This is a genomic window from Xanthomonas sp. NCPPB 3582, from assembly GCF_041475735.2.
Classification (GTDB): domain Bacteria; phylum Pseudomonadota; class Gammaproteobacteria; order Xanthomonadales; family Xanthomonadaceae; genus Xanthomonas; species Xanthomonas codiaei.
Map to the genome: position 1 here is coordinate 1,038,554 of NZ_CM192968.1, position 23,719 is coordinate 1,062,272.

Sequence of the window (23,719 nt, forward strand, 5' to 3'; positions counted from 1 at the left end):
GATGCGGAAAGACCCGATCGAATGGCTGTTGCGTGGGCTGTACTCGGCGCTGTTGTATCTGTTGCTGCCGATCACGGTGTACCACCTGGTGTGGCGCGGTTTCCGCGTGCGCGAATACTTCAACCGCTGGAACGAGCGCTATGCGTCCTATACGCATGCCTGTGGCCGCCCGCGGGTGTGGGTGCATGCGGTGTCGGTGGGCGAGGTCAACGCGGCTGCGCCGCTGGTCAATGCCTTGCGTGCGCAGCGCCCAGATATCCGTTGGGTCATCACCACCATCACGCCCACCGGTTCCGAACGCGTGCGTGCGGTGTGGGGCGATGCGGTGGATCATGTCTATCTGCCGTACGACGTGCCCGGCAGCGTGGGCCGGTTTCTCGAGCACTTTCGCCCGCGGCTGGCGCTGATCCTGGAAACCGAGCTGTGGCCGAACATGCTGTTCGGCTGCCGCGACCGCCAGATTCCGCTGTATATCCTCAACGCGCGGCTATCGGCGCGCTCGTTGCGCGGCTATCGCGTGCTGGCGCCGTTGATCAGCCGCGCGCTGCGTACGGTGACCTGCGTGGCGGCGCAATCGCAGGACGATGCCGAACGTTTCCTCACCCTGGGGGCGCGGCCGGAACAGGTGGTGGCGCTGGGCAATCTCAAATTCGATATCGCCGCGCCCGCGCAACTGCAGGCGTTGGTGACGCAGTTCCGTACGCACGTGCCAGCCACGCGCCCGGTGTGGATTGCGGCCAGCACGCATGAAGGCGAGGAAGCGGCGGTGGCCGACATCCATGCGCGACTGCTGGGTGCGTTTCCCGATCTGCTGCTGCTCTGGGCGCCGCGCCATCCCGAGCGCTTTCCCAAGGTCGAGGCGCTGGCGCGCGAGCGCGGTTGGCGCGTGGCCACGCGCAAGGCCCAGCACTGGCCGCAGGCGCGCGATGCGGTGTTCGTCCTCGATACCCTGGGCGAGCTGATGAGTTTCTATGCGTGCGCGCAGGTCGCCTTCGTCGGCGGCAGCCTGCAGCCGATCGGCGGACACAACCTGCTGGAACCGGCAGCAGTGGGCACGCCGGCAGTGACCGGCCCGCATCTGCACAACTTCTCGGAAATCTCGCGGCGCATGCGCGAGGCCGATGCGGTTGCCATCTGCGAGGATGCCGATTGCGTGTATCGCGATCTGGCGCGGTTGCTGGGCGATCCCGCACAGCGCGAAGCTATGGCGGCCGCGGGCCTGGCGCTGGTCGCCAATGGCAAGGGTGCGGTGGCGCGGACCTTGGTGCAGATCGCTCCCGATCTGCCTGCGGTCGCCAGCGATAGCGCGATGCCGTGAGTCGATGCGGCGGTGTGTCCTGCCCGTCCGCTCCGACGCTGCGTTCGCTGGCATCGTCGGCTTGCTGACGGCGGCAGCAAGCGCAGCACGCGTCGTCGCACGCCGCGCCGGATCGGCGTCGCTCACGCCGCGCGCCGTTTCAGCCGGAGTGCGCGCATGAAAAAGGCGGGCCTGCGCCCGCCTCTCGAGGTGCCTACGCTGCCTTACTGCAGCGAGCCACTGCCCTGCAGTCTGGATTCGGCATCCTGCGACAGCAGGCGGTTGACGTCCTGCAGGTCGGTGATGTCCAGCTTGCCGATGGCCTGGCCCAACAACAGCCGGTTCTGCAGGAAGGTGTAGCGCGACTGCGCGTAGTTCAACTGCGCCTGGAACAGCGTGCGCTGGTTCTGCACCACGTCCAACACCGTGCGGGTACCGACTTCCAGGCCGACCTGCGATGCATCATAGGCTGCCTGCGCGGAGACGACGGCCAGGCGGCGCGCTTCCACTTCGCTGATGCCCGCGACCACGGTCTGGTAGGCATTGCGCGTATTGCGGTCCAGTGCGCGCTTCTGCTGTTCGTAGGTGTCCTGCTGGATATCGCGACGCGACAGCGCCTGGCGCACGGCCGATTGCGTGGCGCCGCCAGCGAAGATCGGGATCGACACGCTGATGCCGACGGAGTCGGTATCGATGTCTCGGCCCTGGGTGGTGAACACGCCGCTTTCGGCCGCACCGGTGCCCCAGCTGTTGCTACGGCCGATGCTGCCGGTCAGGTTGACCGTGGGCAGGTGACCGGCACGCGCGGCATTGACCTGCGCCTCCGCTGCGCTGACCTGCAATTGCTGCGCCTTCAGCGCAGGATTGTCGGCGATGGCGGTTGAAACCAGCTGATCGACATTGCTGTAAGCGGCCGGTACTTCTGGGCGGAAATCTTCCGGCAGCGCACGCAGGCCCACCACCGGCTGACCGGTGAGTTCGGTCAGCGCCTGGTAGTAATCCTTCAGGGTGTTGCGCGCGTTGATGGTATCGGCGCGCGCCTGGTCGTACTGGGCGCGGGCTTCGTGCACATCGGTAATTGGCGCCAAGCCCACTTCCAGTCGCTTGTCGGCGTAGTCGAACTGCTTCTTCGCCGCTGCTTCGTTGGTTTCTGCCGCAGCCAGCGACTCGATACCGACCAACACCTGGAAGTACGCCGCAGAGGTGCGGGTGATCAGGTCGTTGTTGGCCGACGCCAGGGTGAAGTCTGCCGCCTTGGCCACTTCGCGTTGCGCACGCAAGGTGGCGAACTGCGACCAGTTGAAGATCGTCTGCGAGCCCTGGACCTGGGTGGAACGCGAGGAGGTGGTGATACGGCCATCCTGGCCTTCGATTTCGCGGTGCGACTTGCTGTAGTCGTAGGCACCGTTGATCTGCGGCAGCAACGCCGCACGCGCCTGTACCTCACCTTCCCGATTCACCAGCCGCGTGGACTCGGCCACGGCCAGTTGCGGATCGCCGTTGCGGGCCATTTCGTAGACCTGCAGCAGATCGGTGGCATGCGCTGCCATCGGTGACAGGACGGCGGCCAGGGCCAGGGCGAGGGATCGGCGGATCATCGGGGGAGCTTCCTTGGGAATCAGAATTGGAATCGGGGCGTCGGTGCGGCGCCCTGGAGATAGGCGAGGTCGGTTTCGAACAACGATTCGATGCGCGGGGCGTTGACCTCGCCACGCACCAGGACCGCTTCCATCACCGGATCGTGACCGCGGACGACGAACAGCCGGCCGTTCGGGCGCAGCCACTGCAGCCACTGGGCAGGCAGCGTATCGACCGCGCCGGTCACGCAGATGGCGTCGAAGCGGCGCTCGCTCTGCCAACCGAACACATCGGCGGTTTCGATGCGCACGTTGCTGCCGAGGCCGGCATTGTCGAGATTGGTGCGTGCCGCAGCCGCCAGCGCCGGATCGATCTCCAGGCTGACCACTTCACGGGCCAGCGCGGCCAGGCAGGCGGTGGAAAAGCCGCTGCCGGTACCGACTTCCAGCACGTCCTCGCCCGGCTGCAGGTCCAGCGCCTGCAACATGCGGCCTTCGATCACCGGCTTCATCATCTTGTGGCCGGCCGACAGCGGGATCTCCACATCGACGTAGGCCAGGGTCTTGTAGGCCTCGGGCACAAAGGCTTCGCGCGGCAGGCGCGCCAGCACGTCGAGTACGCGCAGGTCCAGCACGTCCCACGGCCGGATCTGCTGTTCGACCATCTTTTCGCGGGCCTGGGTGAAATCGATCGTCATGGTGCGGTTATCCAACGCGGTGGGGCGAGCATTTTACCGGTGCACGGGGCAACTGGCGCATCTAGCATCGCCGCGCGCCGATCGCCGGCGCAGTGCCGGAAGTCACCGCCACCAAGGGCCGGGGGCAATCAGCGTGGCGCATACGCCCTCAGGAAGAAGTCCACGCTGGACTGGATATGCTCGTTCACCTGCGCGCGCGTGGGCTGGCCGTGCAGGCCGCACATCATCAGGGCGTACAGCTCGCCCTTGAGCAGGCAGAAGAATTGCGAGGCCGCGCGCGGCAGGTCGGCAATGTCCAGCTGGCCATCGGCCACGCGCGCGGCCAGGAACGCCGCCAGTGCCTGCTGGGTCCGCTTGGGGCCGGCATCCCAGAACATTTCGCGCACATGCGCGTCGCCGGTGCCCGGCGCCATCATCATGCGGTGGGTAGAGATGGCCGACTCGGTGCTGACCATGGCGAAGAACGCATGGGCGATCTCGATCAACTGGTCGCGCAGCGCGCCCTTGGGCGCATGGTCGAACAGGTCGTCCGGCATCATCTCCTGGCACTGCGCACGGATCGCCTCGGAAAACAGGCTTTCCTTGTCGCCGAAGTGGCTGTAGACGGTGAGCTTGGAGACGCCTGCCAGCGCGGCGATCCCGTCCATGCTCACCCGGGCATAGCCCTGCTCCATGAACAGCGTACGGGCTGCCCCGAGAATGGCGGCGCGTTTCCCAAGATCCTTGGGACGACCCGGGCCGTTGCTCCTGGCCTTGGACTTGAGTGGGGGCGAGCTGGACATGCATTCAATACTAGACCATCGGGTTCTATATTTATACTCGGTGGGCTGAATGCATCAGCGGCGCCAACGAACTCCATGCGGCGGTATGGGTCGGTCGCGGCCGGCGCCCCGGCGCACTCGCGGCCAGCATGCCTGTCCTTGCGCAGGTCTGGACGCCGGTAATAGTGATTGCCTATCACTGTTTCTTCTGAATGCGAGCGGTGTCATGGTGCGCCCGGCAGCTGTGGGGGATGTACCTAGGGCGGCACAAAAGTCCCGATGCTAGATTGGCCCGGCGCCTGCCCGTGCATACCGGCAGGCAACTCCGAGGGCACGGATGAGGGGAACCGGGAGCGTGGACAGGGTGGGAGAGCAGACGCAGGCATCCAGCCTCCGCGGCACAGGCGTGCTGCGGATGGCGTTTGCGTGGTTGTGGATCGTGGCGTGCTGCGGCCTGCTACCGGCCGCAGCGCAGCCGCTGCAGCACACCGCCTATCACACCGTCACGCGCTGGAACATGGACGACGGCCTGCCGCACAACCTGGTGCATGCGGTCGCCCAGGGCGAAGACGGCTCGATCTGGCTGGGCACCTGGGAAGGTGTGGCGCGGTTCAACGGCCGCGATTTCACCGTGTATGACCGCCAGAACACGCCGGGCGTGGAGCTGGGCGGCGTGTTCGTGGTGCTGCGCGACAGCGCGGGCGGCATGCTGTTCGGTACCGCCTTCGACGGGGTGTATCGCTACAAGGATGGCAACTGGCAGCAGTTGGGCGATGCCTCGGCGCGCCACCTGGCGGTCAGTGCCCTGTTGCGCCGGGCCGATGGCGCGCTGTGGGTGGGAACGCCGCAGACGCTGTACCGGATCGAGCCGGACGGGCGGCTGGTCGATGTCGGTCGCCAGTCCGGTCTGCCGCGCGCGCGCATCACTGCCTTGTCCGTCGACGACACTGGCGATCTGTGGGTAGGCAGCGAAGCCGGGCTGTTCCTGCTGCCGCGTGCCGGTGGCCCGGCGATCGTCTGGGGCGAGGCGCACGGCATGCGGAATGTGCCGGTGCGCCGGCTTGCCAGCGATCGCCGGGGCGGCTTGCTGGTCGCCGGCGACGACGGCGTGTGGTGGTGGAGCCGCGGCGGCGGGCTGCAACGGTTTCGTCAGGGGCAGCGCGTGGATGCCTTGTTGCTGGATCGGCGCGGGCATCTATGGATGAGCATGCCCAGCGGAACGCTGGTGGTGCATGGCGGCGCGGGCGTTCCCGACGAGCAGGTCTCGATCACCGGGGTGGCCAGCCCGGCATTGCTGGAAGATGCCGAAGGCCTGATCTGGGTCGGCAGCACGCATGGCCTGTTCCGCATCGCCGAAGGCGCCGCGCATGGCATCACCCAGGACGACGGGCTTGCCTCGGACTACGTGCGCACGGTGCTGCAGACCGGCGACGGCACCGTGTGGGTGGGGAGCGCGGTGGGCCTGGATCGCTGGCGCGACGGCCGGATCAGCCGCGTGTCGCTGTTGCCGACCGAAGGCGGCCGGGTGCTGGAGCAGTCGGTGCTGTCGCTGGCCGATGCTGGCGATGGAGGGGTCTGGGCCGGCACCTACAGCCAGGGCGTGCTGCGGCTGGATGCGCAGGGCAAGGTGGTGGCGCGCATCGGTGCGGGCGATGGGCTGCCCTCGCTGTCGGTGCGCGCGGTGCTGCCCGATGGCGAGGATCTGTGGATCGGCACCACCGGCGGGCTGGTACGCTGGCGCGACGGCAAGGCCCGCCGCTACACCGCGGCCGATGGCGTGCCCGACGGCTCGGTGCAGGCGCTGTATCGCGATGCGCAGGGCATCGTGTGGATCGGCACCGACCGTGGCATGACCGGGCTGTCGCCGGGCGGCAGCACCCGTGCGTGGCTGGGCGAGCAGGACTTTCCCGGTCAGAACGCTTTCGACTTCTTGCGCGACGCGAACGGCGATCTGTGGATTGCCAGCGATCGCGGCCTGCTGCGTCTGCGCGGCGATCGCTTCCAGGTCTACGACCATCGTGTCGGGCTGCCGCGCGACAAGGTGTTTCGCGTGATCGACGACGGCCGCGGCTATCTGTGGCTGTCGAGCAATCACGGCGTGTTCCGCATCGCGCGCAGCGACTTCGACCAGATCGATGCCGGTACCCGCGAGCAATTGAGCGTGGAGGTGGTGGATCGCAGCGACGGCATGCCCAGCAACCAGGGCAACGGCAGCAGCGCACCGGCCGGCTGGCTGACGCTGTCCGGGCAGTTGCTGTTCCCCACCTCGGCCGGTCTTGGGGTGATCGATCCGGCGCGGGTCGGAACCTTGCAAGGCCATCGCGTGCCGATCGTGTTCGAACGCCTGCTGGTCGATGGCATGGTGCAGCCGCTGAGCGGCCCGCACCGGCTGGGCGCGGAAACCCGGCGTATCGCCATCGGCTATGCGGGCCTGAATTTCCGCGGGCCGGACAAGGTGCGTTACCGCTATCGGCTGGAGGGCTTCGACCCGGATTGGGTGGACGCCGACAACGCCACCGAAGCGGTGTACACCAACCTGCCGCCGGGCCGCTTCCGCTTCCGGGTGCAGGCGATGTCGTTGCCGGTGGACTGGCGGCAGACCGACCTGCTCGGCGAATCGAGCCTGGTCATCACGCTGGCACCGCCGTGGTGGCGCCGCCGCGAGGTGATCGCGGTGGGCGTGCTTGCGCTGGGCAGCCTGATCTACGGCTTCTATCTCTGGCGCACGGCCAGCTACCGGCGTCGTCAGCGCGAGCTCAATACCGTGATCGACCGGCGCACCCGCGAATTGAGCGACAAGAATGTCGCCCTGCAGCAGGCCAGCCAGGAACGCGAAGCGTTGATGCGCCAGCTCGAATACCGCGCCAGCCATGACGTGTTGACCGCGCTGCCGAACCGGCGCGAAGCCGAGCGCGTGCTGCAGCAGTGGTTCCAGCAGGCGCGCAGCGGCGGCGCCACGCTGGCGCTGGCATTGATGGATATCGATCACTTCAAGCGCATCAACGACGAGTACGGCCACGACGTGGGCGATGCGGTGCTCAGCGCGCTGGGCGAGGTGTTGAGCGAGCAGGATCAGGCGCAGTGCTTTGCTGCGCGCCATGGTGGCGAAGAGTTCCTGCTGGCCGCCACCGGGGTGGATGCGGCGCAGGCACGCGCGCTGTTCGAGCAGATGCGGCAGCGATTGGCGGCGATCGAGGTGCAGGCCCAGGGCAGTGTGGTGCGGTGTACCGCCAGCATGGGCATGGCGATGAGCGATGAAGCGCCCACCCGGCGCGAATTGCTCGCCTTGGCAGACCGTCGCCTCTACCAGGCCAAGCGGCAGGGGCGCGATCGGTTAGTCGATCAGTAGCGGCGCGATCATCCATCTCGCAACGTCGATTGCGTCACGGCCGCTGCGCCTGCGCATGCAGCAACGCAACGAATGCCTGTGCGGCACGCGACAAGGTGCGCCCGCCATGGGTCACGCAGCCCAGCTCGCGCGACAGCGCCACATCGGCCAGCGGCAGCGCCACGATCTGATGGTCGATCATGCGCTCGGGCAGCACGCTCCAGGCCAGCCCCACCGACACCAGCATCTTGATCGTCTCCAGGTAGTTGGTGGTCATGCGTAGCTGCGGCACCAGGCCGCGCCCGGCGAACAGCCCAGCCACGATGCGGTGGGTGAAGGTGCCCGGGTCCGGCAGCACCGCCGGATGCGCCACCACATCCTCCAGCGCCACCTCGCGCAGCGCCGCCAGCGGGTGATCGGGCGCCACCACCAACTGCAGGCGGTCGTGCCAGATCGGCTGCGCGCGCAGCGGCGCACGCGTCTGCGGTGCCAGCGTGGTCACCGCCAGTTCCACCTCGCCACGCAGCACCGCCGCGTAGGCCAGTTCCGAATCCAGGAACTGGATCTCCAGCGCCGCCTGCGGGTGCTGCGTGGCGAAGTTGCGTAGCAATGCAGGAAGCCGATGCAGGCCGACATGGTGGCTGGTGGCTAGGCTGAGCCGTCCGCCGACCGCCGCGCCCAGGTGTTCCAGTACGCGGCGGGTGTCCTCCAGTTCGGCAAGGATGCGTTGGGCGCGGGGCAACAAGGCCTGCCCGGCCTCGGTCAGCACCACCTGGCGGCCCAGGCGATCGAACAGCCGCGCAGACAATTGCCCCTCCAGCAAGGCGATGCGTTTGCTCACCGCCGGCTGGGTCAGATGCAAGGCCTCGCCGGCCGCGGAAAAGCTGCCGCTTTCGGCAATGGCCACGAAGGCACTGAGACTGGCCAGATCCATTGCTATTCCTGAAATTCATTTGCTGAATAAACAATATGAATTTGCGTTATCCACGGCAAGTTCCTAGCATCGAACGCAGCCAGATGGGCACGCCCACCATCCGCCACCCGCTTCCGGATCGCCGCAATGACCGCCAAGACGCTGTACGACAAATTGTGGGAAATGCACGAGGTCACCCGCCGGGACGACGGCTCGTCGCTGATCTATATCGACCGCCACATCCTGCATGAAGTGACCTCGCCGCAAGCCTTCGAGGGCCTGCGCCTGGCCGGGCGCAAGCCGTGGCGTATCGACGCCAATATCGCCACCCCCGACCACAACGTGCCCACCACCCGTGCCGAGCGGCAGGGCGGGCTGGAGTCGATCTCCGACGAAGTCTCGCGCCTGCAGGTGCAGACCCTGGACGAGAACTGCGACGATTTCGGCATCCTCGAGTTCAAGATGAACGACACCCGCCAGGGCATCGTGCACGTGGTCGGCCCCGAACAGGGCGCCACGCTGCCGGGCATGACGGTGGTCTGCGGCGATTCGCATACCTCCACCCACGGCGCATTCGGCGCGCTGGCGCACGGCATCGGCACCTCCGAGGTCGAGCACGTGCTCGCCACGCAATGCCTGATCGCCAAGAAGATGAAGAACATGCAGGTGCGCGTGGAAGGCGCGCTGCCGTTCGGCGTGACCGCCAAGGACATCGTGCTGGCGGTGATCGGCAAGATCGGTACCGCCGGCGGCAACGGCCACGCGCTGGAATTTTCCGGCAGCGCCATCGCCGACCTGTCGATGGAAGGGCGCATGACCATCTGCAATATGTCCATCGAGGCCGGCGCGCGCGTGGGCATGGTGGCGGTGGACGAAAAGACCATTGCCTACGTGCAGGGCCGCCCGTTTGCGCCCAAGGGCGCCGACTGGGAGGCAGCGGTGGCGTTGTGGCGCACGCTGGTCTCCGATCCGGGCGCGCACTTCGATACGGTGGTGGAACTGCGTGCCGAAGACATCAAGCCGCAGGTCAGCTGGGGCACCTCGCCGGAGATGGTGCTGGCGGTGGACCAGCGCGTGCCGGACCCGGCAGTCGAGCAGGACCCGACCCGGCGCGACTCGATCGAACGCGCGCTGAAATACATGGGCCTGAAGGCCAACCAGCCGATCACCGACATCCGTCTGGACCGCGTGTTCATCGGCTCGTGCACCAACTCGCGCATCGAAGACCTGCGCGCGGCCGCGGCGGTGGCCAAGGGCCGCAAGGTGGCCGCCACCATCAAGCAGGCGCTGGTGGTCCCCGGCTCGGGCCTGGTCAAGGCGCAGGCCGAAGCCGAGGGCCTGGATCGGATCTTCCTGGATGCCGGTTTCGAATGGCGCGAGCCTGGCTGCTCGATGTGCCTGGCGATGAACCCGGACAAGCTGGGCAGCGGCGAGCACTGCGCCTCGACCTCCAACCGAAACTTCGAAGGCCGCCAGGGCGCCGGTGGCCGCACCCACCTGGTCAGCCCGGCGATGGCGGCAGCGGCGGCGGTAAGCGGGCATTTTGTCGATGTGCGTGAACTCGGGGATTCGGCATTGGGGATTCGGGATTCGTAAAAAAAGCGCTCCGCGATTCCCAGCCTTTTCGAATCCCCAATCCCAAATCCCAAATCCCGGCCTCTCTCAATGACTCCTTTCACCCAACACACCGGACTGGTGGCGCCGCTGGATCGCGCCAATGTCGATACCGACCAGATCATTCCCAAGCAGTTCCTGAAGTCGATCAAACGCACTGGCTTCGGGCCGAACCTGTTCGACGAATGGCGTTATCTGGATATCGGCGAGCCGGGGCGCGACAACAGCACCCGCCCGCTGAATCCGGACTTCGTGCTCAACTACCCGCGCTACCAGGGCGCCAGCGTGCTGCTGGCCCGCGAGAACTTCGGCTGCGGCTCCTCGCGCGAACATGCGCCATGGGCGCTGGACGAGTACGGCTTCCGCGCCGTGATCGCGCCGAGTTTTGCCGACATCTTCTACAACAACAGCTTCAAGAACGGCCTGCTGCCGATCGTGCTGGCCGAAGCGGAAGTGGATGCCCTGTTCGAACAATGCCTGGCCACCGAAGGCTACCAGCTCACCGTGGATCTGGACGCGCAGCGCGTGCGCCGGCCCGATGGTGTGGAGTACGCCTTCGAGGTCGATGCATTCCGCAAGCACTGCCTGCTCAACGGCCTGGACGATATCGGCCTGACCTTGCAGGACGCCGATGCGATCGGCCGGTTCGAGCAGGCCCATCGCGCGCGCCAGCCATGGCTGTTCAACGCGATGCGGTGATCGCCCGCACCGACCACGACCGCCCACTGATACCCCTGGCGCCGCGGCGCCAACCCACGAGGATGGCATGAGCAAGCAGATTCTGGTTCTTCCCGGTGATGGCATTGGCCCGGAAATCATGGCCGAAGCGGTCAAGGTGCTGACGCGGATCGACGCGCAGCACGGTCTTGGGTACACCCTGGTGTATGACGAACTCGGCGGCGCCGCCTACGACAAGTACGGCAGCCCGCTGGCCGACGAAACGCTGGCGCGCGCGCGCGCTGCCGATGCGGTGCTGCTGGGCGCGGTGGGTGGCCCGCAATGGGACACCATCGACCCCGCATTGCGTCCGGAGCGTGGCCTGCTCAAGATCCGCTCGCAGCTGGGCCTGTTCGCCAACCTGCGCCCGGCCTTGCTGTATCCGCAGCTGGCCGAGGCATCCACGCTCAAGCCGGAGGTGGTTTCGGGTCTGGATCTGCTGATCCTGCGCGAGCTGACCGGCGGCATCTATTTCGGCCAGCCGCGCGGCAACCGCATCCTGGACAACGGCGAGCGCCAGGCCTACGACACCTTGCCCTACAGCGAAAGCGAGATCCGCCGTATCGCCAAGGCCGGTTTCGAGATGGCGCGCCTGCGCGGCAAGAAGCTGTGTTCGGTCGACAAGGCCAATGTCCTGGCATCGAGCCAGCTGTGGCGTGCGGTGGTGGAAGAGGTGGCCAAGGACTATCCGGACATCGCGCTATCGCATATGTACGTCGACAACGCGGCGATGCAGCTGGTGCGCGCGCCCAAGCAGTTCGACGTGATCGTGACCGACAACATGTTCGGCGACATCCTGTCCGACCAGGCCTCGATGCTCACCGGTTCCATCGGCATGCTGCCGTCGGCCTCGCTGGATGCCAACAGCAAGGGCATGTACGAGCCGTGCCATGGCTCGGCTCCGGACATCGCCGGCAAGGGCATCGCCAACCCGCTGGCCACCATCCTGTCGGTGGCGATGATGCTGCGCTATACGTTTGCGCAATCTGCTGCAGCTGATGCGATCGAACAAGCGGTCGGCAAGGTGCTCGATCAAGGCCTGCGTACCGCAGACATCTGGTCGGATGGCACGACCAAGGTCGGCACCGTGGCAATGGGCGATGCAGTGGTGGCCGCGCTGTAACAGCGCTCGCTTCCCCGACGCGTCGTGTCCGTACTGGCGGCTATCGTTCTTCCGACGATAGCCACTTCCGTTTGCTTGGCCGGTTCGTGATCACATCATTCGACCGAGGCGCTGGCATGACATCGGCGGATGTCGTGCGCGAGGTGGGTCGACAGGCGCGGGTTGCGTCGATAGCGCGGCGCCGCATCCGGTGTCGGGACACGCCGTGAATCCATCCCTGGAGGCTCGGTGGCGGCATCCATGCCGCCACACGGTCCCGCCCCCGGACGCGACACCGCGCTCCCAGCATTGTCACTGCTGATCGGCAAGCGATGCTTCAAACACGGGTTGATGCCTGCGGACTGCGTGGTCGACGTCATCGGCAAGCCATCTATCTGCTCTCACGTCGCAGGGAATGGATGCTCGGAAGAACGGGTAGCCCATCTTGCTGTTTGCATTTGTTTCCACAACCGACAGCAACTGGTGGTGCTTGTGCGCGTACCGGTGTGGGACCTTGAGCGGCATGGATGCCGCGCCAGAGCCTACAGGGACGTACTTGCGGCGTGTCCCACGCCGGTACGCGTGCAAGCGCCCGCAGCAGACCGAAGCATTCGCGTAAGGCCGCAAGACCTCGAATACGAGTCTGTGCCCGATGTCGGTACGAATGCAGACCCCTCCACAGACCGACGTACTCGTACAGAACCCGCAGACGTCGCCCACCAGGGTGGTCCTTGGCGCAGCGCCGTTTCCAGCATATGGATACCCACAGGCGCCGGCAGCAAATCGACGCGCCTGCAAAAGTGAAGCAACAACCACTAAAAACGGCCAGCAGATCACTCTGCCGGCCGCCAGGTTTGCATCGTCCAGCGAATGAGCGGTGTTACGCCACCGCAGCGGTCTTTCCGGCCACCACGCCACGCTCGCGCTGGCGCAGCAACCGGTTTGCCACATCCAGCCATGCCAGCGCGCTGGCTTCGATGATGTCCTTGCTGGTGCCGGTGCCTTCGTATTCCACGCCATCGTGGCGCACGCTCAGGCTGGCTTCGCCGCGTGCATCCGCACCGATGCCCACGCTGTGCACCTGGTAGCTGTCCAGTTCCAGCTTCACGCCGGTGGCCGAGGCCAGCGCGCCGAACAGGGCATCGACCGGGCCATTGCCTTGCGCGGTTTCGGCCACGCGATTGCCTTCCGGATCGGACAGCTCCACCAGCGCGTTGGCGCGGCTGCCCACATCGCTGATGGTCATCGATGCCAGGCGATAGCCTTCCTGCACGGTGGCGTCTTGCATCAACGCCTGCAGATCCGCATCGGTGACCACGCGCTGCTTCTCGCACAGCGCCTTGAACTGCTCGAACACCAGCTTGACCTCTTCTTCCTCCAGCAGGTAGCCCAGCGCACGCAGGCGCTGCTCGACCGCGGCGCGGCCACTGTGGCGGCCCAGCACCATCTGCGAGGACTCCCAGCCCACGTCTTCCGGGCGCATGATTTCGTAGGTGCCACGGTGGCGCAGCATGCCGTGCTGGTGAATGCCCGATTCGTGCGCGAACGCATTGCCGCCGACCACGGCCTTGTTGCGTTGCACCGGCATGCCGACCAGGCGCTGCAACAACTGCGAGGTGGACACGATGCGTGGCGTGTTGATCGCCGAATCGATGTTGTAGAACGCACCACGCACCTTCAGCGCCATGGTGATCTCTTCCAGCGCGCAATTGCCGGCGCGCTCGCCGATGCCGTTGATGGTGCATTCCACCTGCCGCGCACCGCCTTCGATGGCCGCCAGCGAATTGGCCACCGCCAGGCCCAGATCGTTGTGGCAGTGCGCGCTGAAGATCACCCTGTCGGCGCCTTCGACACTGGCGATCAGGCGCGAGAACATGCCGCGGATCTCTTCCGGCGTGGTGAAGCCCACCGTATCGGGCAGGTTGATCGTGGTGGCGCCAGCGGCGATCGCCACGCGCGTAACCTCGGCCAGGAAATCTTCCTCGGTCCGGGTCGCATCTTCGGCGGAGAATTCGATGTCGTCGATATAGCCGCGTGCCAGCGTCACGTGCTTGTGCACCGATTCCAGCACCTGTTCGCGGCTCATGCGCAGCTTGTGCTCGCGATGCAGCGGGCTGGTGGACAGGAACACGTGCAACCGCGGATTGGCCGCCGATTCCAGCGCCTTGGCCGAGGTCTCGATGTCGGTCTGCAGGCAGCGCGACAGCACTGCCAGCGTGGGACGGCGCAACTCGCGTCCCATCATGGCGACCGCCTCGCGGTCGGAGTGCGAACTGGCCGGGAAGCCGGTTTCGATGATGTCCACGCCGAGCTCATCCAGCGCGCGCGCCATCACCAGCTTCTGCTGGGGCGTCATGCTGCAGCCGGGGGATTGCTCGCCGTCGCGCAGGGTGGTGTCGAAAATTCGGATACGCGGGGTCTGGTTGGATACGGTCGTGTTCACCAGGAAGACTCCTCTACTGCGATGGCGGTGACAGGCGTTGTAGCGACTGCGGATGGACGGGAAACGGCGGTGGCGGGTGGCGGTGGTTTGACGCTGCGTTCGTTGCGCAGTCGCTCGGTATTGCGACGGCGCGGTTTGCGTGGCGGACGCGGCCGCACTTCGGACAAGAGTGTGGCCAGAACGGTTGCGTCGATATTACCGCCAGAGACCACCGCACATTTGCGTTTGCCCGCAACGCGGCGACCAGCGGCCAGGGCCAGGGCACCGGCGCCCTCGGCGATGACGTGTTCTTCCAGTGCCAGCCGCACCAGGGTTTCGCGCAATTCGGCCTCGCGCACGATGACCACATCGTCCAGCAGGCTCGCGCACAGGCGGCGGGTGATGAAGCCGGGAATCTTGACCTTGACGCCGTCGGCGAGCGTGGCAACGGGCGTGATCTCGCGCACATCGCCGCGCACGGCCCGGGCCATGGAATCCACGCCTTCCACCTGCGCGCCGACCACACGCACGCCCTGCGACTTCAGCGCCAGCGCGATGCCGGAGGCCAGGCCACCGCCGCCGATCGGCACGATCACCACGTCCGGCGCATGCGCCGCCAGCTCGATGCCGACGGTGCCTTGCCCCGCGATCACGTCCGGATCGTCGAACGCGGACAGGAAGCGATAGCCGTTCTGCTCGGCCAGATCCCGGGCGAAGGCGAATGCTTCGTCGTAGCTATTGCCATGCTGGCGCACGGTGGCGCCCCAATGCGCCACGCCGGCGATCTTGGTCTGCGGCGCGCCATGCGGCATCACCGTGATGGCCTGCACGCCCAGCCGATAGGCCGACCACGCCACACCCTGCGCATGATTGCCGGCCGAGGCGCAGATCACCGGGCGTTCGTCGCCGCGCTCCAGGCCTGCCAGCAGCGCGTTCAACGCACCGCGCACCTTGTAGGAACCGGTGCGTTGCAGGTTTTCCAGTTTCAGCCATACGCCGAAGCGCTCGGCGTAGTGCAGCGGGGTGGGCGACAGATACTTGCGCAGGCGTGCCTGTGCAGCCAGCACGTCGGCCACGCTGACGGCCACGTCGCCTACGTCCGGCTCCTGCTGGGCGGGGCGGCCGGAATCAGGCATTGCCGCACGCGCATGGCCGATCCGGAAGAAGACACCTCCGGACGGCATCGTGATGGTCAAGCGAGGTCTGCATGCTCGACGTCAGTACGTTCATGCGGCAGCCTCCACCGATTCCAGCGCGGTGATCGCGACCGATTCGCAGTCGTATACCTTCTCCAGTTGCAGGCGCAGCGTCTCTGGCGGGCGGCTGCTGTCCACGTCCAGTTGCAGGTGCCAACGGCCGGACCCATCCGGTTGCGCGGCACCCTGGATGGCGCATGGACGGAAGCCGCGTCGTTCGGTCATGCCGATCACGCGCACCAAGGCGCCCTCGGCCGGCTTCAGCACCAGATCAAGCCGGTAACGCATGGGTCGTCTCCTTGGCCGCGTGTGCGGGATTGCTGTCCAGCATGGTGCTGTTGGCATTGTTGGGCGGCACCAGCGGCCAGACGTTGGCGCGTGCATCGATGGCCACATGCAGCAGGCCGGGGCCGGGCTGGGCCAGCAGCTCAGCCAGCGCGGCGTCCACGTCGCCGCGCGCGATAATGCGCTTGGCCGGGATGCCGAATACCTGTGCCAATGCCGCAAAATCCGGGTTGTCGGACAGATCGATCTCGCTGTAGCGCTCGGCAAAGAACAGCTCCTGCCACTGCCGCACCATGCCCAGCGAGCTGTTGTCCAGCAGCACGATCTTCACCGGCAGCTTGCAGCGCGCGATGGTCACCAGCTCCTGCACGTTCATCATGAAACTGCCGTCGCCGGAGACCAGCACCACGGTGCGGTCGGGGCAGGCGAACTGCGCGCCCATCGCGGCCGGCAGGCCGAAGCCCATGGTGCCGAGCGCGCCGCTGGTGAGGTGATTGCGCGGATCGTTGAAGCGGCAATGCTGGGCGACCCACATCTGATGCTGACCCACATCGCAGGCGATGATGGTGTCGGCCGGGGCCACTTCGCTCAGGCGCTTCAACAGCGCCGGAGCGTAGATGTCGGTGCCGGGCGCGTCGTAGCGCGCGCCGAATTTTTCGCGGTTGGCAAAACAGCGCGTGCGCCAGGCCTGGCAGTTGGTGCGTGCAGCGCTGAGTGCCTTCAGGCTGGTCGCCACATCGCCGGGCACCGCGACATCGGCGGTGCGCAGCTTGGAAATTTCGTAGGCGTCGGCATCCAGATGGATGACGCGCGCGAATGGTGCAAATTCGCTCAGCTTGCCGGTGGCACGGTCGTCGAAGCGTGCGCCCACCACCACCAACAGATCGCATTCCTGGATGGCCATATTGGCCGCGCGGGTGCCGTGCATGCCTAGCATGCCCAGGTAATCCGGGTGGGCGTGCGGCAGGGCTCCCAGGCCGCGCAAGGTCAGCGCGGTCGGGATGCCGGTGGCCTCGACGAAGCGACGGAACGCCTCCACCGCACCGGCCAGCGCGATCCCGCCACCGCCGTACACCACCGGGCGCTCGGCGCTGGCGATGACGGCCAACGCTTCAGCCAGTTTCGCGTCCGCCGGTGCCGGTGGCGGCAGCACCGCCGCTGGCACGTGGTCCGGCAGATGCGAGGCGTCGGCGATCTGCACGTCCTTGGGCAGGTCGATCAACACCGGGCCCGGCCGCCCTTCGCGCGCAATGCGAAACGCCTCGCGCACCATCTCCGGCAACTGGTCCACGCTGCGCACCAGGAAGCTGTGCTTGACGATCGGCATGGTCATGCCGAACACGTCCAGCTCCTGGAACGCATCGGTGCCCAGCAGCGGCGTGGCGACCTGGCCGGTCAGGCAGATCATCGGCACCGAGTCGAGCATCGCATCGGCGATGCCGGTGACCAGGTTGGAGGCGCCCGGGCCGGAGGTGGCCACGCACACGCCGACCCGGCCACTGGCACGGGCATAGCCGTTGGCGGCCAGGGCGGCACCCTGCTCGTGGCGGACCAGGATGTGCTTGAGCCTGGAATCCACCAGGGCGTCGTAGAACGGCATGATGGTGCCGCCCGGATAGCCGAACAGCGTTTCCACGCCTTCGGCTTCCAGGGCCTGCGTCAGCCAGCGCGCGCCGTTGCGGGGCGTGCTGTGTGCGGAGGTGTTCATGCGTTGCGGACCTTCGGTGTTAAGCGGTGGGGGATGCGGCGGCGTTATGCCGCTTGTTGGTTCGCTGGTGCGGCAGCGGCCTGCTGTTCGCCATTGAGCCATACCATCTTGGCGCGCAGCTTCTTGCCCACTTCTTCGATCGGGTGGTCCAGATCGGCCTGCTTGAACTTGTTGTAGTTCGGCAGACCTGCTTCGTATTCGGCGACCCAGTTCTTGGTGAAGGTGCCGTTCTGGATGTCGGTCAGCACGTCCTTCATGCGCGCCTTGGTGCTGGCGTCGATCACCCGCGGGCCGCTGACATAGTCGCCGTATTGTGCGGTTTCGGAAACGAATTCCAGCATGCGGGTGATGCCGCCTTCGTAGAACAGGTCCACGATCAACTTCAATTCGTGAAGGACTTCGTAGTACGCGATTTCCGGCTGGTAACCGGCCTCCACCAGCACCTCGAAGCCGGCCTGCACCAGCGAGGACGCACCGCCGCACAGCACCGCCTGCTCGCCGAACAGATCGGTCTCGGTCTCTTCCTTGAAAGTGGTCTTGATGATGTTGGCACGCGCCCCGCCCAGGCCGCCGGCATAGGTCAGCGCGAACTGCTCGGCCTTGCCGCTGATGTCCTGGTACACCGCATAGATGCACGGCACGCCACGGCCGATCTCGTATTCGCGACGCACCAGTGCGCCCGGGCCCTTGGGCGCCACCAACACCACGTCCAGATCGGCGCGTAGTTTGATCATGTCGAAGTGCACGTTCAGGCCGTGTGCGAACAGCAGGCAGGCGCCCTGCTTCATGTTCGGGGCGATGACGTCTTCATAGAGCTTCTTCTGCACCATGTCCGGGGTCAGGATCGCGACCAGGTCGGCGCTCTTCACTGCCTCGGCCGGCGCCACGACGGTGAAGCCGTCGGCCTGGGCCTTGGATTCGGTCGGCCCACCGGGACGCAGGCCGACGGTGACGTCGAAGCCGGAATCGCGCAGGTTCAGCGCATGCGCGCGGCCTTGGCTGCCGTAGCCGATGATCGCGATTTTCGGTTGGGTGTCGTTGCTCATGGAATGTCCTTGCGGGGTTGGCAGTGGAGATGGGTGGTGGATAAACGGATCAGCCGGCGGTGTGCGCACGGGCCGGCGGAGGAACGCGGGGATGGGCGATGGCACTGCACAGCCAGCCATTGGCGACCGCGCCTGGATGGGCGCCGGTGGACCGAGGTATAGAGCGGGCAGTACTGTCGTTCATGTCATTCGAAACTTTTGGTGGTCCCTGAAACGCGAAACCCCGCGCCGTTGCCGGTGCGGGGTCTGATCGAAGCCTTGTGTGTCTGTTGCCTACACGAAGTCTCGTCCCGCACCGGTTGGCGAGGTAATAAGTACGAGCACGAGAAGCGACGCTGCCGACGCGCCGAAGGGCGCGGACATCAGAGCGTTCGAGGTGGTGTGGCGGTGCGGCATGGGCCTGAGATAACCACCGCCGCCGGTCAGGTGTCAACCCTTGCGGGTGAAACGTCCGTGGGCCTGCTGCGCACAGCGTGCGAAGCCGCATGGCAGCAGCATGGTTACCGCTGAAACCGCATCGCCTGACGGTCGCTAGGGCCGACCTGGATCACCAACTGCGCGGGTTGATCGCAGCTCGCTGCGACGATACGAGCCGCAAGCCGGGCCGCTGGTATGGTGCATCATCCACTGTCGTGTCCACGGGGAGTTGCCTGCACATGCGTCGCGTACCTGTCTTGTTGGTATCTGCCCTGGCGCTGCTCGCGCCGCCCCTCGGCGCTGCCGACCGCATCACCGGGCAGCCGTTCGCCACCCGCTCGGAAGTGATTGCCCCGCATGCCATGGCCGCCACCTCGCAACCGCTGGCTACGCAGATCGCGCTGGATGTGATGAAGGACGGCGGCTCGGCGGTGGATGCGGCGATCGCCGCCAATGCGGCACTGGGCCTGATGGAGCCCACCGGCAACGGCGTGGGTGGGGATCTGTTCGCCATCGTCTGGGACCCCAAGACCAGCAAGCTCTACGGGTACAACGGCTCGGGCCGTTCGCCCAAGTCGCTGACCCTGGCAGAGTTCCAGCGCCGTGGGCTGAAAGACATTCCGCCGACCGGCCCGCTGCCGGTGTCGGTGCCAGGCGCGGTGGATGGCTGGTTTGCGCTGCACGGGCGCTTCGGCCGCAAGCCCATGGCGCAGAACCTGGCGCCGGCGATCCGTTATGCCCGCGAAGGGCACCCCGTTGCCGAAACGATTGCGTATTACTGGGACCGCTCGGTGCCGCGGCTATCGCAGTACCCCGGCTTCAAGGAACAGTTCACCATTGATGGCCATGCCCCGCGCAAGGGCGAGCTGTGGAAGAACCCGAACCTGGCCAACACCCTGCAGCAGATCGCCGATGGCGGCCGCGAGGCGTTCTACAAGGGCGCGATCGCGCGCACCATCGGTGCCTACTTCAAGGCCAATGGCGGGTATCTGAGCTATGAGGACATGGCCAGCCACCAGGGCGAGTGGGTGGAGCCGGTCAGCACCAATTACCGCGGCTATGACGTGTGGGAGCTGCCGCCCAATAGCCAGGGCATTGCCGCGCTGCAGATGCTCAACATCCTGGAGGGCTACGACTTTTCCAAGATCCCGTTCGGTTCGGCCGAGCACGTGCACCTGTTTACCGAAGCCAAGAAGCTGGCCTTTGCCGACCGTGCGCGCTTCTACGCCGACCCGGCGTTCCAGCCCGCGCCGCTGGCCAGGCTGGTGTCCAAGGAGCACGCGGCCCAGCGCCGGTCGCTGATCTCGATGGACAAGGCGCTGAAGGAAGTGCAGCCCGGCACGCCCAGGCAGCTGGAGGAGGGCGACACCATCTACATGACCGTGGCCGATGCCGACGGCATGATGGTGTCGCTGATCCAGTCCAATTACCGTGGCATGGGCAGCGGCATGGCGCCGCCCGGGCTGGGCTTCATCCTGCAGGACCGCGGCGAGATGTTCGTGCTGAAGAAGGACCACCCCAACGGCTATGCGCCGGGCAAGCGGCCGTTCCAGACCATCATCCCGGCCTTCGTCACCAAGGATGGCAAGCCGTGGCTGAGCTTCGGCGTGATGGGCGGGGCGATGCAGCCGCAGGGCCACGTGCAGATCGTGATGAACCTGGTGGACTTCCACATGAACCTGCAGGAGGCCGGCGATGCGCCGCGCATCCAGCACGAGGGGTCCACCGAGCCCACCGGCCAGGCCACCGCGATGAGCGATGGTGGCGAGGTCAATCTGGAAACCGGCTTTTCCTATGACACCATCCGCGCGCTGATGCGCAAGGGGCACCGGGTGATCTTTGCCGACGGCCCGTACGGCGGCTACCAGGCGATCGCGCGTGATGCGGCCAGCGGCGTCTATTACGGCGCGTCGGAAAGCCGCAAGGACGGGCAGGCGGCCGGCTACTGAGCGCGCCGCCACGGCCGAGTCTGTGGCTCAATTCCCGCTACGACGCGCCGCTAACGATAGCGATGGATCAGGACTTCCCCCATGAACTCGATGCAACAGCCCGATGTGCCGTCGCAAACCCAGGCGGCCCTGCTTCCCGACGCACCGGTGGCCTTGCTGCGCCTGTCGGCCGAGGCCTGCGTGGTGGCCTGCAATCGCGCCGGCCTGGATGTGCTGGGCAAGGCGCCCGGCGATCTGATCGGTGCACCGGCTGCGGTGCTGTGGGGCCTGAGTACGGCCGATCTGGTCGGCGATGAAGGCGTGTGGGCCGCGCCGGGCGACGATCCGGCCCGGCGTGTGCGCTATCTGCGCGACCGCGAGCATGGCGGCTGGATGTTGTCGCTGCCGCATGTGGAAACCGCGGTCCTGCTGCGCGAGGCCACCCGTCTGGCCGAAGACAGCCGCCCGGTACCGATCTCGCCGCTGTTGCAGCCTCTGGTCGCGCGCCTGCAGGCCGAGCACGAGGACCGCACCGTGCTGGAGCGCACCGCGCAGGCGCTGGCCGGCTGCGAACTGGAACTGCTGCTGCCGCCAGGCCTGGCCGACACCGAGATGGGCCGTCGGCTGCAGGCCGGGTTCGGCAATCTGGCCGAAGCGATCCGCCAGGCGGTGGCGCTGTCGGTGCAGATCGCCGCCGAGGTGCCGCCGCTGGTGGCCGAGAACGATGAGATGGTGCGCCAGTCGCAGGCACAGACCGACGCCCTGGACGGGGCGCGCACGGCCGTGGAGCGGCTCTCGTCCAGCCTGCAGGACGTCAATGCCGAGCTGGCGCAGGTGATCGCGCTGGCCGCCAGTGCCGACGACAGCGCACGCCAGGGCGTGGCCGCGGCGCATGCGCTGGGCCAGGCCATGCACGAGGTGGAGCGCCGTGCCGCGCGCGCCGGCGAGGTCATCGAAGTCATCGATTCGGTTGCCTTCCAGACCAATATTCTCTCGATCAATGCCAGCATCGAGGCGGCGCATGCCGGTGAGGCCGGGCGCGGTTTCGCCGTGGTCGCCACCGAGATCCGCCGCCTGGCCGAACGCGCCGCCGCCGCCGCCCGCGACGTGCGCGCGATCCTGGCCGAAACCAGCGCCGCAGTGGGCGAGGGCGCGGCCTCTGCGCGCGGCACCGAAGCCGTGCTCGATGGCATCACCCGCGTGCTCGGCCAGGCCAGCGCCGCGATGACCACGGTAGCCGGGCGCATCCAGGCCCAGGACGGCGAGATTCGCGGCATCGAGCATGCGGTGGACGGCGTGGTCGCGCTGGGCCGCAGCAATCTGCAACATGCCGCGCACGTGGCCGAACGCAGCGAAGCGCTGGAGCGCGGCACCGAAACCTTGCGCGATTGCGTGGGCCTGTTCCGCTTGCCGGCCGACCCACTGCAGGTGCCGCGGCACGCCCGCGTCAAGGAGCTTGCCGTGGCCACGGCGGCCAAGATCGGCACGGCCCTGGCGCAGGCGATCGCACGGGGCCAGATCGACGAGGCGTCGCTGTTCGCGCGGACCTATACGCCGATCCCCGGCGTGGAGCCGGCCAAGTTCAGCACCGACTTCGACGCGCTCTGCGATCAGCTGCTTCCGCCGCTGCAGGAGCCGCTGCTGGAAGCGCATCCGTGGATCGTGTTCGCGATCTGCGCCAATCCCGACGGCTACGTGCCCACCCACAACCTGCGCTTCACCCAGCCGCTGACCGGCGACCCCAAGCGCGACCTGGTCGGCAACCGCACCAAGCGCAAGTTCAGCGACCGCGTCGGCCGCAGCGTCGGCGCGCACACCGATCCGTATCGGCTGCAGGTCTACCGCCGCGACACCGGCCAGATCATGTTCGATCTGTCCGCGCCGATCTTCGTCGGCCGAAAGCACTGGGGCGGCCTGCGGGTGGGGTACACCCTGGAGTAAGCCTCGTGCGGGCGGGCATGGTATGCCCAGAGCGAGTAATTGCTGTCGGGCATTGACGACATTGTCGGCCCAGGGCTGCTCTCAGCGCTGCTGCAGACGCGAGCAGGCACGGCGCAGCGGCTTACAGACAGGAGTCCGATGCCGGCAATGGCGTTCCCAAGGCTGCGCCTATCGTGCCGTGCGTGGATTCAGCGCGGCGGCGACTGGCCTGCCCAGAGTGCGCTGCAGACGCTGTCGACATCGAGCGTGTCATCCTGCAACACAGTCTCGACGAAAACTTCGCGCAACTGCTCGGGGGTCACGCCGGCGCGGAAATCGCGGGCGATGCGCGCATGGTTCGGCAGAGCAATGATGTTGGATTCCGGTGCGATCAGGTCAGCCTCGAACATGCCGACGAAATCGAAGGTGTGCACGTCCTCGATCAGCGCACCCACGCGGGCGTTCCCGGTGCAGCCGAAGACGCGATCGCCGTAGGACAGGCCGACCAGGGTCTGGCAGTCCAGATCGCCGAACACGTACAGCTCGCCATTGGCAATGACTGCGCGGGCGCGCAGGTCGCCGGCGACGATCAGGCTGGCAATATCGTTGACGAACAGGATGTCGCACTCGACGTCGCCCAGCACCACGAGCACGTCCTGCTCGATCTCCAGCGCGCCATCGATCCGCAGTGGGCCGTCGCAGCACTCCTCGCCTGCATGGAAGTGCAAATACTCCCAGTTCGGTGGGCAGCGCGCCTGCAACGCTGCGGCCTCGGCATCGGTCAATGGGC

At 66.8% G+C, this 23,719-nt stretch carries 17 protein-coding genes; 7 read left to right on the forward strand and 10 right to left on the reverse strand.

Annotation, left to right across the window (positions count from 1 at the left end):
* Nucleotide 1 precedes the first annotated feature (1 nt).
* Nucleotides 2-1,318, forward strand: a complete 1,317-nt coding sequence (gene waaA / locus ACCQ05_RS04470; RefSeq protein ID WP_228962507.1) for a lipid IV(A) 3-deoxy-D-manno-octulosonic acid transferase — start codon at nucleotides 2-4, stop codon at nucleotides 1,316-1,318.
* A 203-nt stretch (nucleotides 1,319-1,521) separates the two neighbouring features.
* On the opposite strand, the gene ACCQ05_RS04475 is transcribed toward waaA, so the two are convergent.
* From ACCQ05_RS04475 to ACCQ05_RS04485, 3 genes are all read right to left on the reverse strand, one after another.
* Nucleotides 1,522-2,895 carry a TolC family outer membrane protein gene (locus ACCQ05_RS04475; RefSeq protein ID WP_104539919.1) on the reverse strand — a complete coding sequence of 458 codons (1,374 nt, stop codon included), beginning with the start codon at nucleotides 2,893-2,895 and terminating at the stop codon, nucleotides 1,522-1,524.
* Nucleotides 2,896-2,915: 20 nt separating this feature from the next.
* Nucleotides 2,916-3,572 carry a protein-L-isoaspartate O-methyltransferase family protein gene (locus ACCQ05_RS04480; protein WP_104539920.1) on the reverse strand — a complete coding sequence of 219 codons (657 nt, stop codon included), beginning with the start codon at nucleotides 3,570-3,572 and terminating at the stop codon, nucleotides 2,916-2,918.
* A gap of 128 nt (nucleotides 3,573-3,700) precedes the next feature.
* Complete coding sequence (locus ACCQ05_RS04485) at nucleotides 3,701-4,354, reverse strand: TetR/AcrR family transcriptional regulator (protein WP_228962508.1); 654 nt, start codon at nucleotides 4,352-4,354, stop codon at nucleotides 3,701-3,703.
* 394 nt (nucleotides 4,355-4,748) lie between these two features.
* On the opposite strand from ACCQ05_RS04485, the gene ACCQ05_RS04490 reads away from it, so the two are divergent.
* Nucleotides 4,749-7,682, forward strand: coding sequence for a two-component regulator propeller domain-containing protein (locus ACCQ05_RS04490; RefSeq protein WP_372393045.1), 2,934 nt, complete (start codon nucleotides 4,749-4,751; stop codon nucleotides 7,680-7,682).
* A gap of 34 nt (nucleotides 7,683-7,716) precedes the next feature.
* Here the strand turns inward: ACCQ05_RS04490 and ACCQ05_RS04495 are convergent, their stop codons facing one another.
* The gene (locus ACCQ05_RS04495) at nucleotides 7,717-8,595 is read right to left on the reverse strand and encodes a LysR family transcriptional regulator (protein ID WP_228962510.1); all 879 of its coding nucleotides are present in this window, start codon (nucleotides 8,593-8,595) and stop codon (nucleotides 7,717-7,719) included.
* A 126-nt stretch (nucleotides 8,596-8,721) separates the two neighbouring features.
* Here ACCQ05_RS04495 and leuC point away from each other — a divergent pair, with 126 nt between their 5' ends.
* The 3 genes from leuC (at nucleotide 8,722) to leuB (ending at nucleotide 12,028) form a co-directional block, all read left to right on the forward strand.
* Nucleotides 8,722-10,170 (forward strand): 3-isopropylmalate dehydratase large subunit, encoded by a 1,449-nt coding sequence (gene leuC / locus ACCQ05_RS04500; protein ID WP_372393046.1) that lies wholly within the window; start codon nucleotides 8,722-8,724, stop codon nucleotides 10,168-10,170.
* A 69-nt stretch (nucleotides 10,171-10,239) separates the two neighbouring features.
* Complete coding sequence (gene leuD / locus ACCQ05_RS04505) at nucleotides 10,240-10,887, forward strand: 3-isopropylmalate dehydratase small subunit (RefSeq protein ID WP_372393047.1); 648 nt, start codon at nucleotides 10,240-10,242, stop codon at nucleotides 10,885-10,887.
* A 67-nt stretch (nucleotides 10,888-10,954) separates the two neighbouring features.
* On the forward strand, nucleotides 10,955-12,028 hold the full coding sequence (gene leuB / locus ACCQ05_RS04510; RefSeq protein ID WP_372393048.1) for a 3-isopropylmalate dehydrogenase: 1,074 nt from the start codon (nucleotides 10,955-10,957) through the stop codon (nucleotides 12,026-12,028).
* An 859-nt stretch (nucleotides 12,029-12,887) separates the two neighbouring features.
* Here the strand turns inward: leuB and ACCQ05_RS04515 are convergent.
* The 5 genes from ACCQ05_RS04515 to ilvC form a co-directional block, all read right to left on the reverse strand.
* Nucleotides 12,888-14,450, reverse strand: coding sequence for a 2-isopropylmalate synthase (locus tag ACCQ05_RS04515; RefSeq protein ID WP_104539927.1), 1,563 nt, complete (start codon nucleotides 14,448-14,450; stop codon nucleotides 12,888-12,890).
* Entirely contained in the window at nucleotides 14,447-15,517 is a 1,071-nt protein-coding gene (locus ACCQ05_RS04520; protein ID WP_228961900.1) for a threonine dehydratase, read from the reverse strand. The genes ACCQ05_RS04515 and ACCQ05_RS04520 overlap by 4 nt, the downstream gene beginning before the upstream one ends.
* A gap of 138 nt (nucleotides 15,518-15,655) precedes the next feature.
* Nucleotides 15,656-15,913 (reverse strand): ACT domain-containing protein, encoded by a 258-nt coding sequence (locus ACCQ05_RS04525; RefSeq protein WP_064510438.1) that lies wholly within the window; start codon nucleotides 15,911-15,913, stop codon nucleotides 15,656-15,658.
* A complete protein-coding gene (gene ilvG / locus ACCQ05_RS04530) occupies nucleotides 15,897-17,618 on the reverse strand; it encodes an acetolactate synthase 2 catalytic subunit (RefSeq protein ID WP_104539928.1) in 1,722 nt (573 codons plus the stop codon). The genes ACCQ05_RS04525 and ilvG overlap by 17 nt, the downstream gene beginning before the upstream one ends.
* A 44-nt stretch (nucleotides 17,619-17,662) precedes the next feature.
* Complete coding sequence (gene ilvC / locus ACCQ05_RS04535) at nucleotides 17,663-18,664, reverse strand: ketol-acid reductoisomerase (protein WP_372393049.1); 1,002 nt, start codon at nucleotides 18,662-18,664, stop codon at nucleotides 17,663-17,665.
* Between the two features lie 656 nt (nucleotides 18,665-19,320).
* Between ilvC and ggt the strand changes: the two genes are divergently transcribed.
* Both ggt and ACCQ05_RS04545 read left to right on the forward strand, forming a co-directional pair.
* Nucleotides 19,321-21,030 (forward strand): gamma-glutamyltransferase, encoded by a 1,710-nt coding sequence (ggt, locus tag ACCQ05_RS04540; protein WP_372393050.1) that lies wholly within the window; start codon nucleotides 19,321-19,323, stop codon nucleotides 21,028-21,030.
* Nucleotides 21,031-21,111: 81 nt separating this feature from the next.
* A complete protein-coding gene (locus ACCQ05_RS04545) occupies nucleotides 21,112-22,950 on the forward strand; it encodes a methyl-accepting chemotaxis protein (protein ID WP_372393051.1) in 1,839 nt (612 codons plus the stop codon).
* A gap of 188 nt (nucleotides 22,951-23,138) precedes the next feature.
* Here ACCQ05_RS04545 and ACCQ05_RS04550 read toward each other — a convergent pair whose 3' ends face one another.
* The gene (locus ACCQ05_RS04550) at nucleotides 23,139-23,582 is read right to left on the reverse strand and encodes a hypothetical protein (protein WP_372393052.1); all 444 of its coding nucleotides are present in this window, start codon (nucleotides 23,580-23,582) and stop codon (nucleotides 23,139-23,141) included.
* Nucleotides 23,583-23,719 lie beyond the last annotated feature (137 nt).

Bases quoted from the DNA above. Each gene is read 5' to 3' on its own strand.
- waaA (WP_228962507.1), top strand. From the start codon at position 2: ATGCGGAAAGACCCGATCGAATGGCTGTTGCGTGGGCTGTACTCGGCG.
- ACCQ05_RS04475 (WP_104539919.1), bottom strand. From the start codon at position 2,895: ATGATCCGCCGATCCCTCGCCCTGGCCCTGGCCGCCGTCCTGTCACCG.
- ACCQ05_RS04480 (WP_104539920.1), bottom strand. From the start codon at position 3,572: ATGACGATCGATTTCACCCAGGCCCGCGAAAAGATGGTCGAACAGCAG.
- ACCQ05_RS04485 (WP_228962508.1), bottom strand. From the start codon at position 4,354: ATGTCCAGCTCGCCCCCACTCAAGTCCAAGGCCAGGAGCAACGGCCCG.
- ACCQ05_RS04490 (WP_372393045.1), top strand. From the start codon at position 4,749: ATGGCGTTTGCGTGGTTGTGGATCGTGGCGTGCTGCGGCCTGCTACCG.
- ACCQ05_RS04495 (WP_228962510.1), bottom strand. From the start codon at position 8,595: ATGGATCTGGCCAGTCTCAGTGCCTTCGTGGCCATTGCCGAAAGCGGC.
- leuC (WP_372393046.1), top strand. From the start codon at position 8,722: ATGACCGCCAAGACGCTGTACGACAAATTGTGGGAAATGCACGAGGTC.
- leuD (WP_372393047.1), top strand. From the start codon at position 10,240: ATGACTCCTTTCACCCAACACACCGGACTGGTGGCGCCGCTGGATCGC.
- leuB (WP_372393048.1), top strand. From the start codon at position 10,955: ATGAGCAAGCAGATTCTGGTTCTTCCCGGTGATGGCATTGGCCCGGAA.
- ACCQ05_RS04525 (WP_064510438.1), bottom strand. From the start codon at position 15,913: ATGCGTTACCGGCTTGATCTGGTGCTGAAGCCGGCCGAGGGCGCCTTG.
- ilvG (WP_104539928.1), bottom strand. From the start codon at position 17,618: ATGAACACCTCCGCACACAGCACGCCCCGCAACGGCGCGCGCTGGCTG.
- ilvC (WP_372393049.1), bottom strand. From the start codon at position 18,664: ATGAGCAACGACACCCAACCGAAAATCGCGATCATCGGCTACGGCAGC.
- ggt (WP_372393050.1), top strand. From the start codon at position 19,321: ATGCGTCGCGTACCTGTCTTGTTGGTATCTGCCCTGGCGCTGCTCGCG.
- ACCQ05_RS04545 (WP_372393051.1), top strand. From the start codon at position 21,112: ATGAACTCGATGCAACAGCCCGATGTGCCGTCGCAAACCCAGGCGGCC.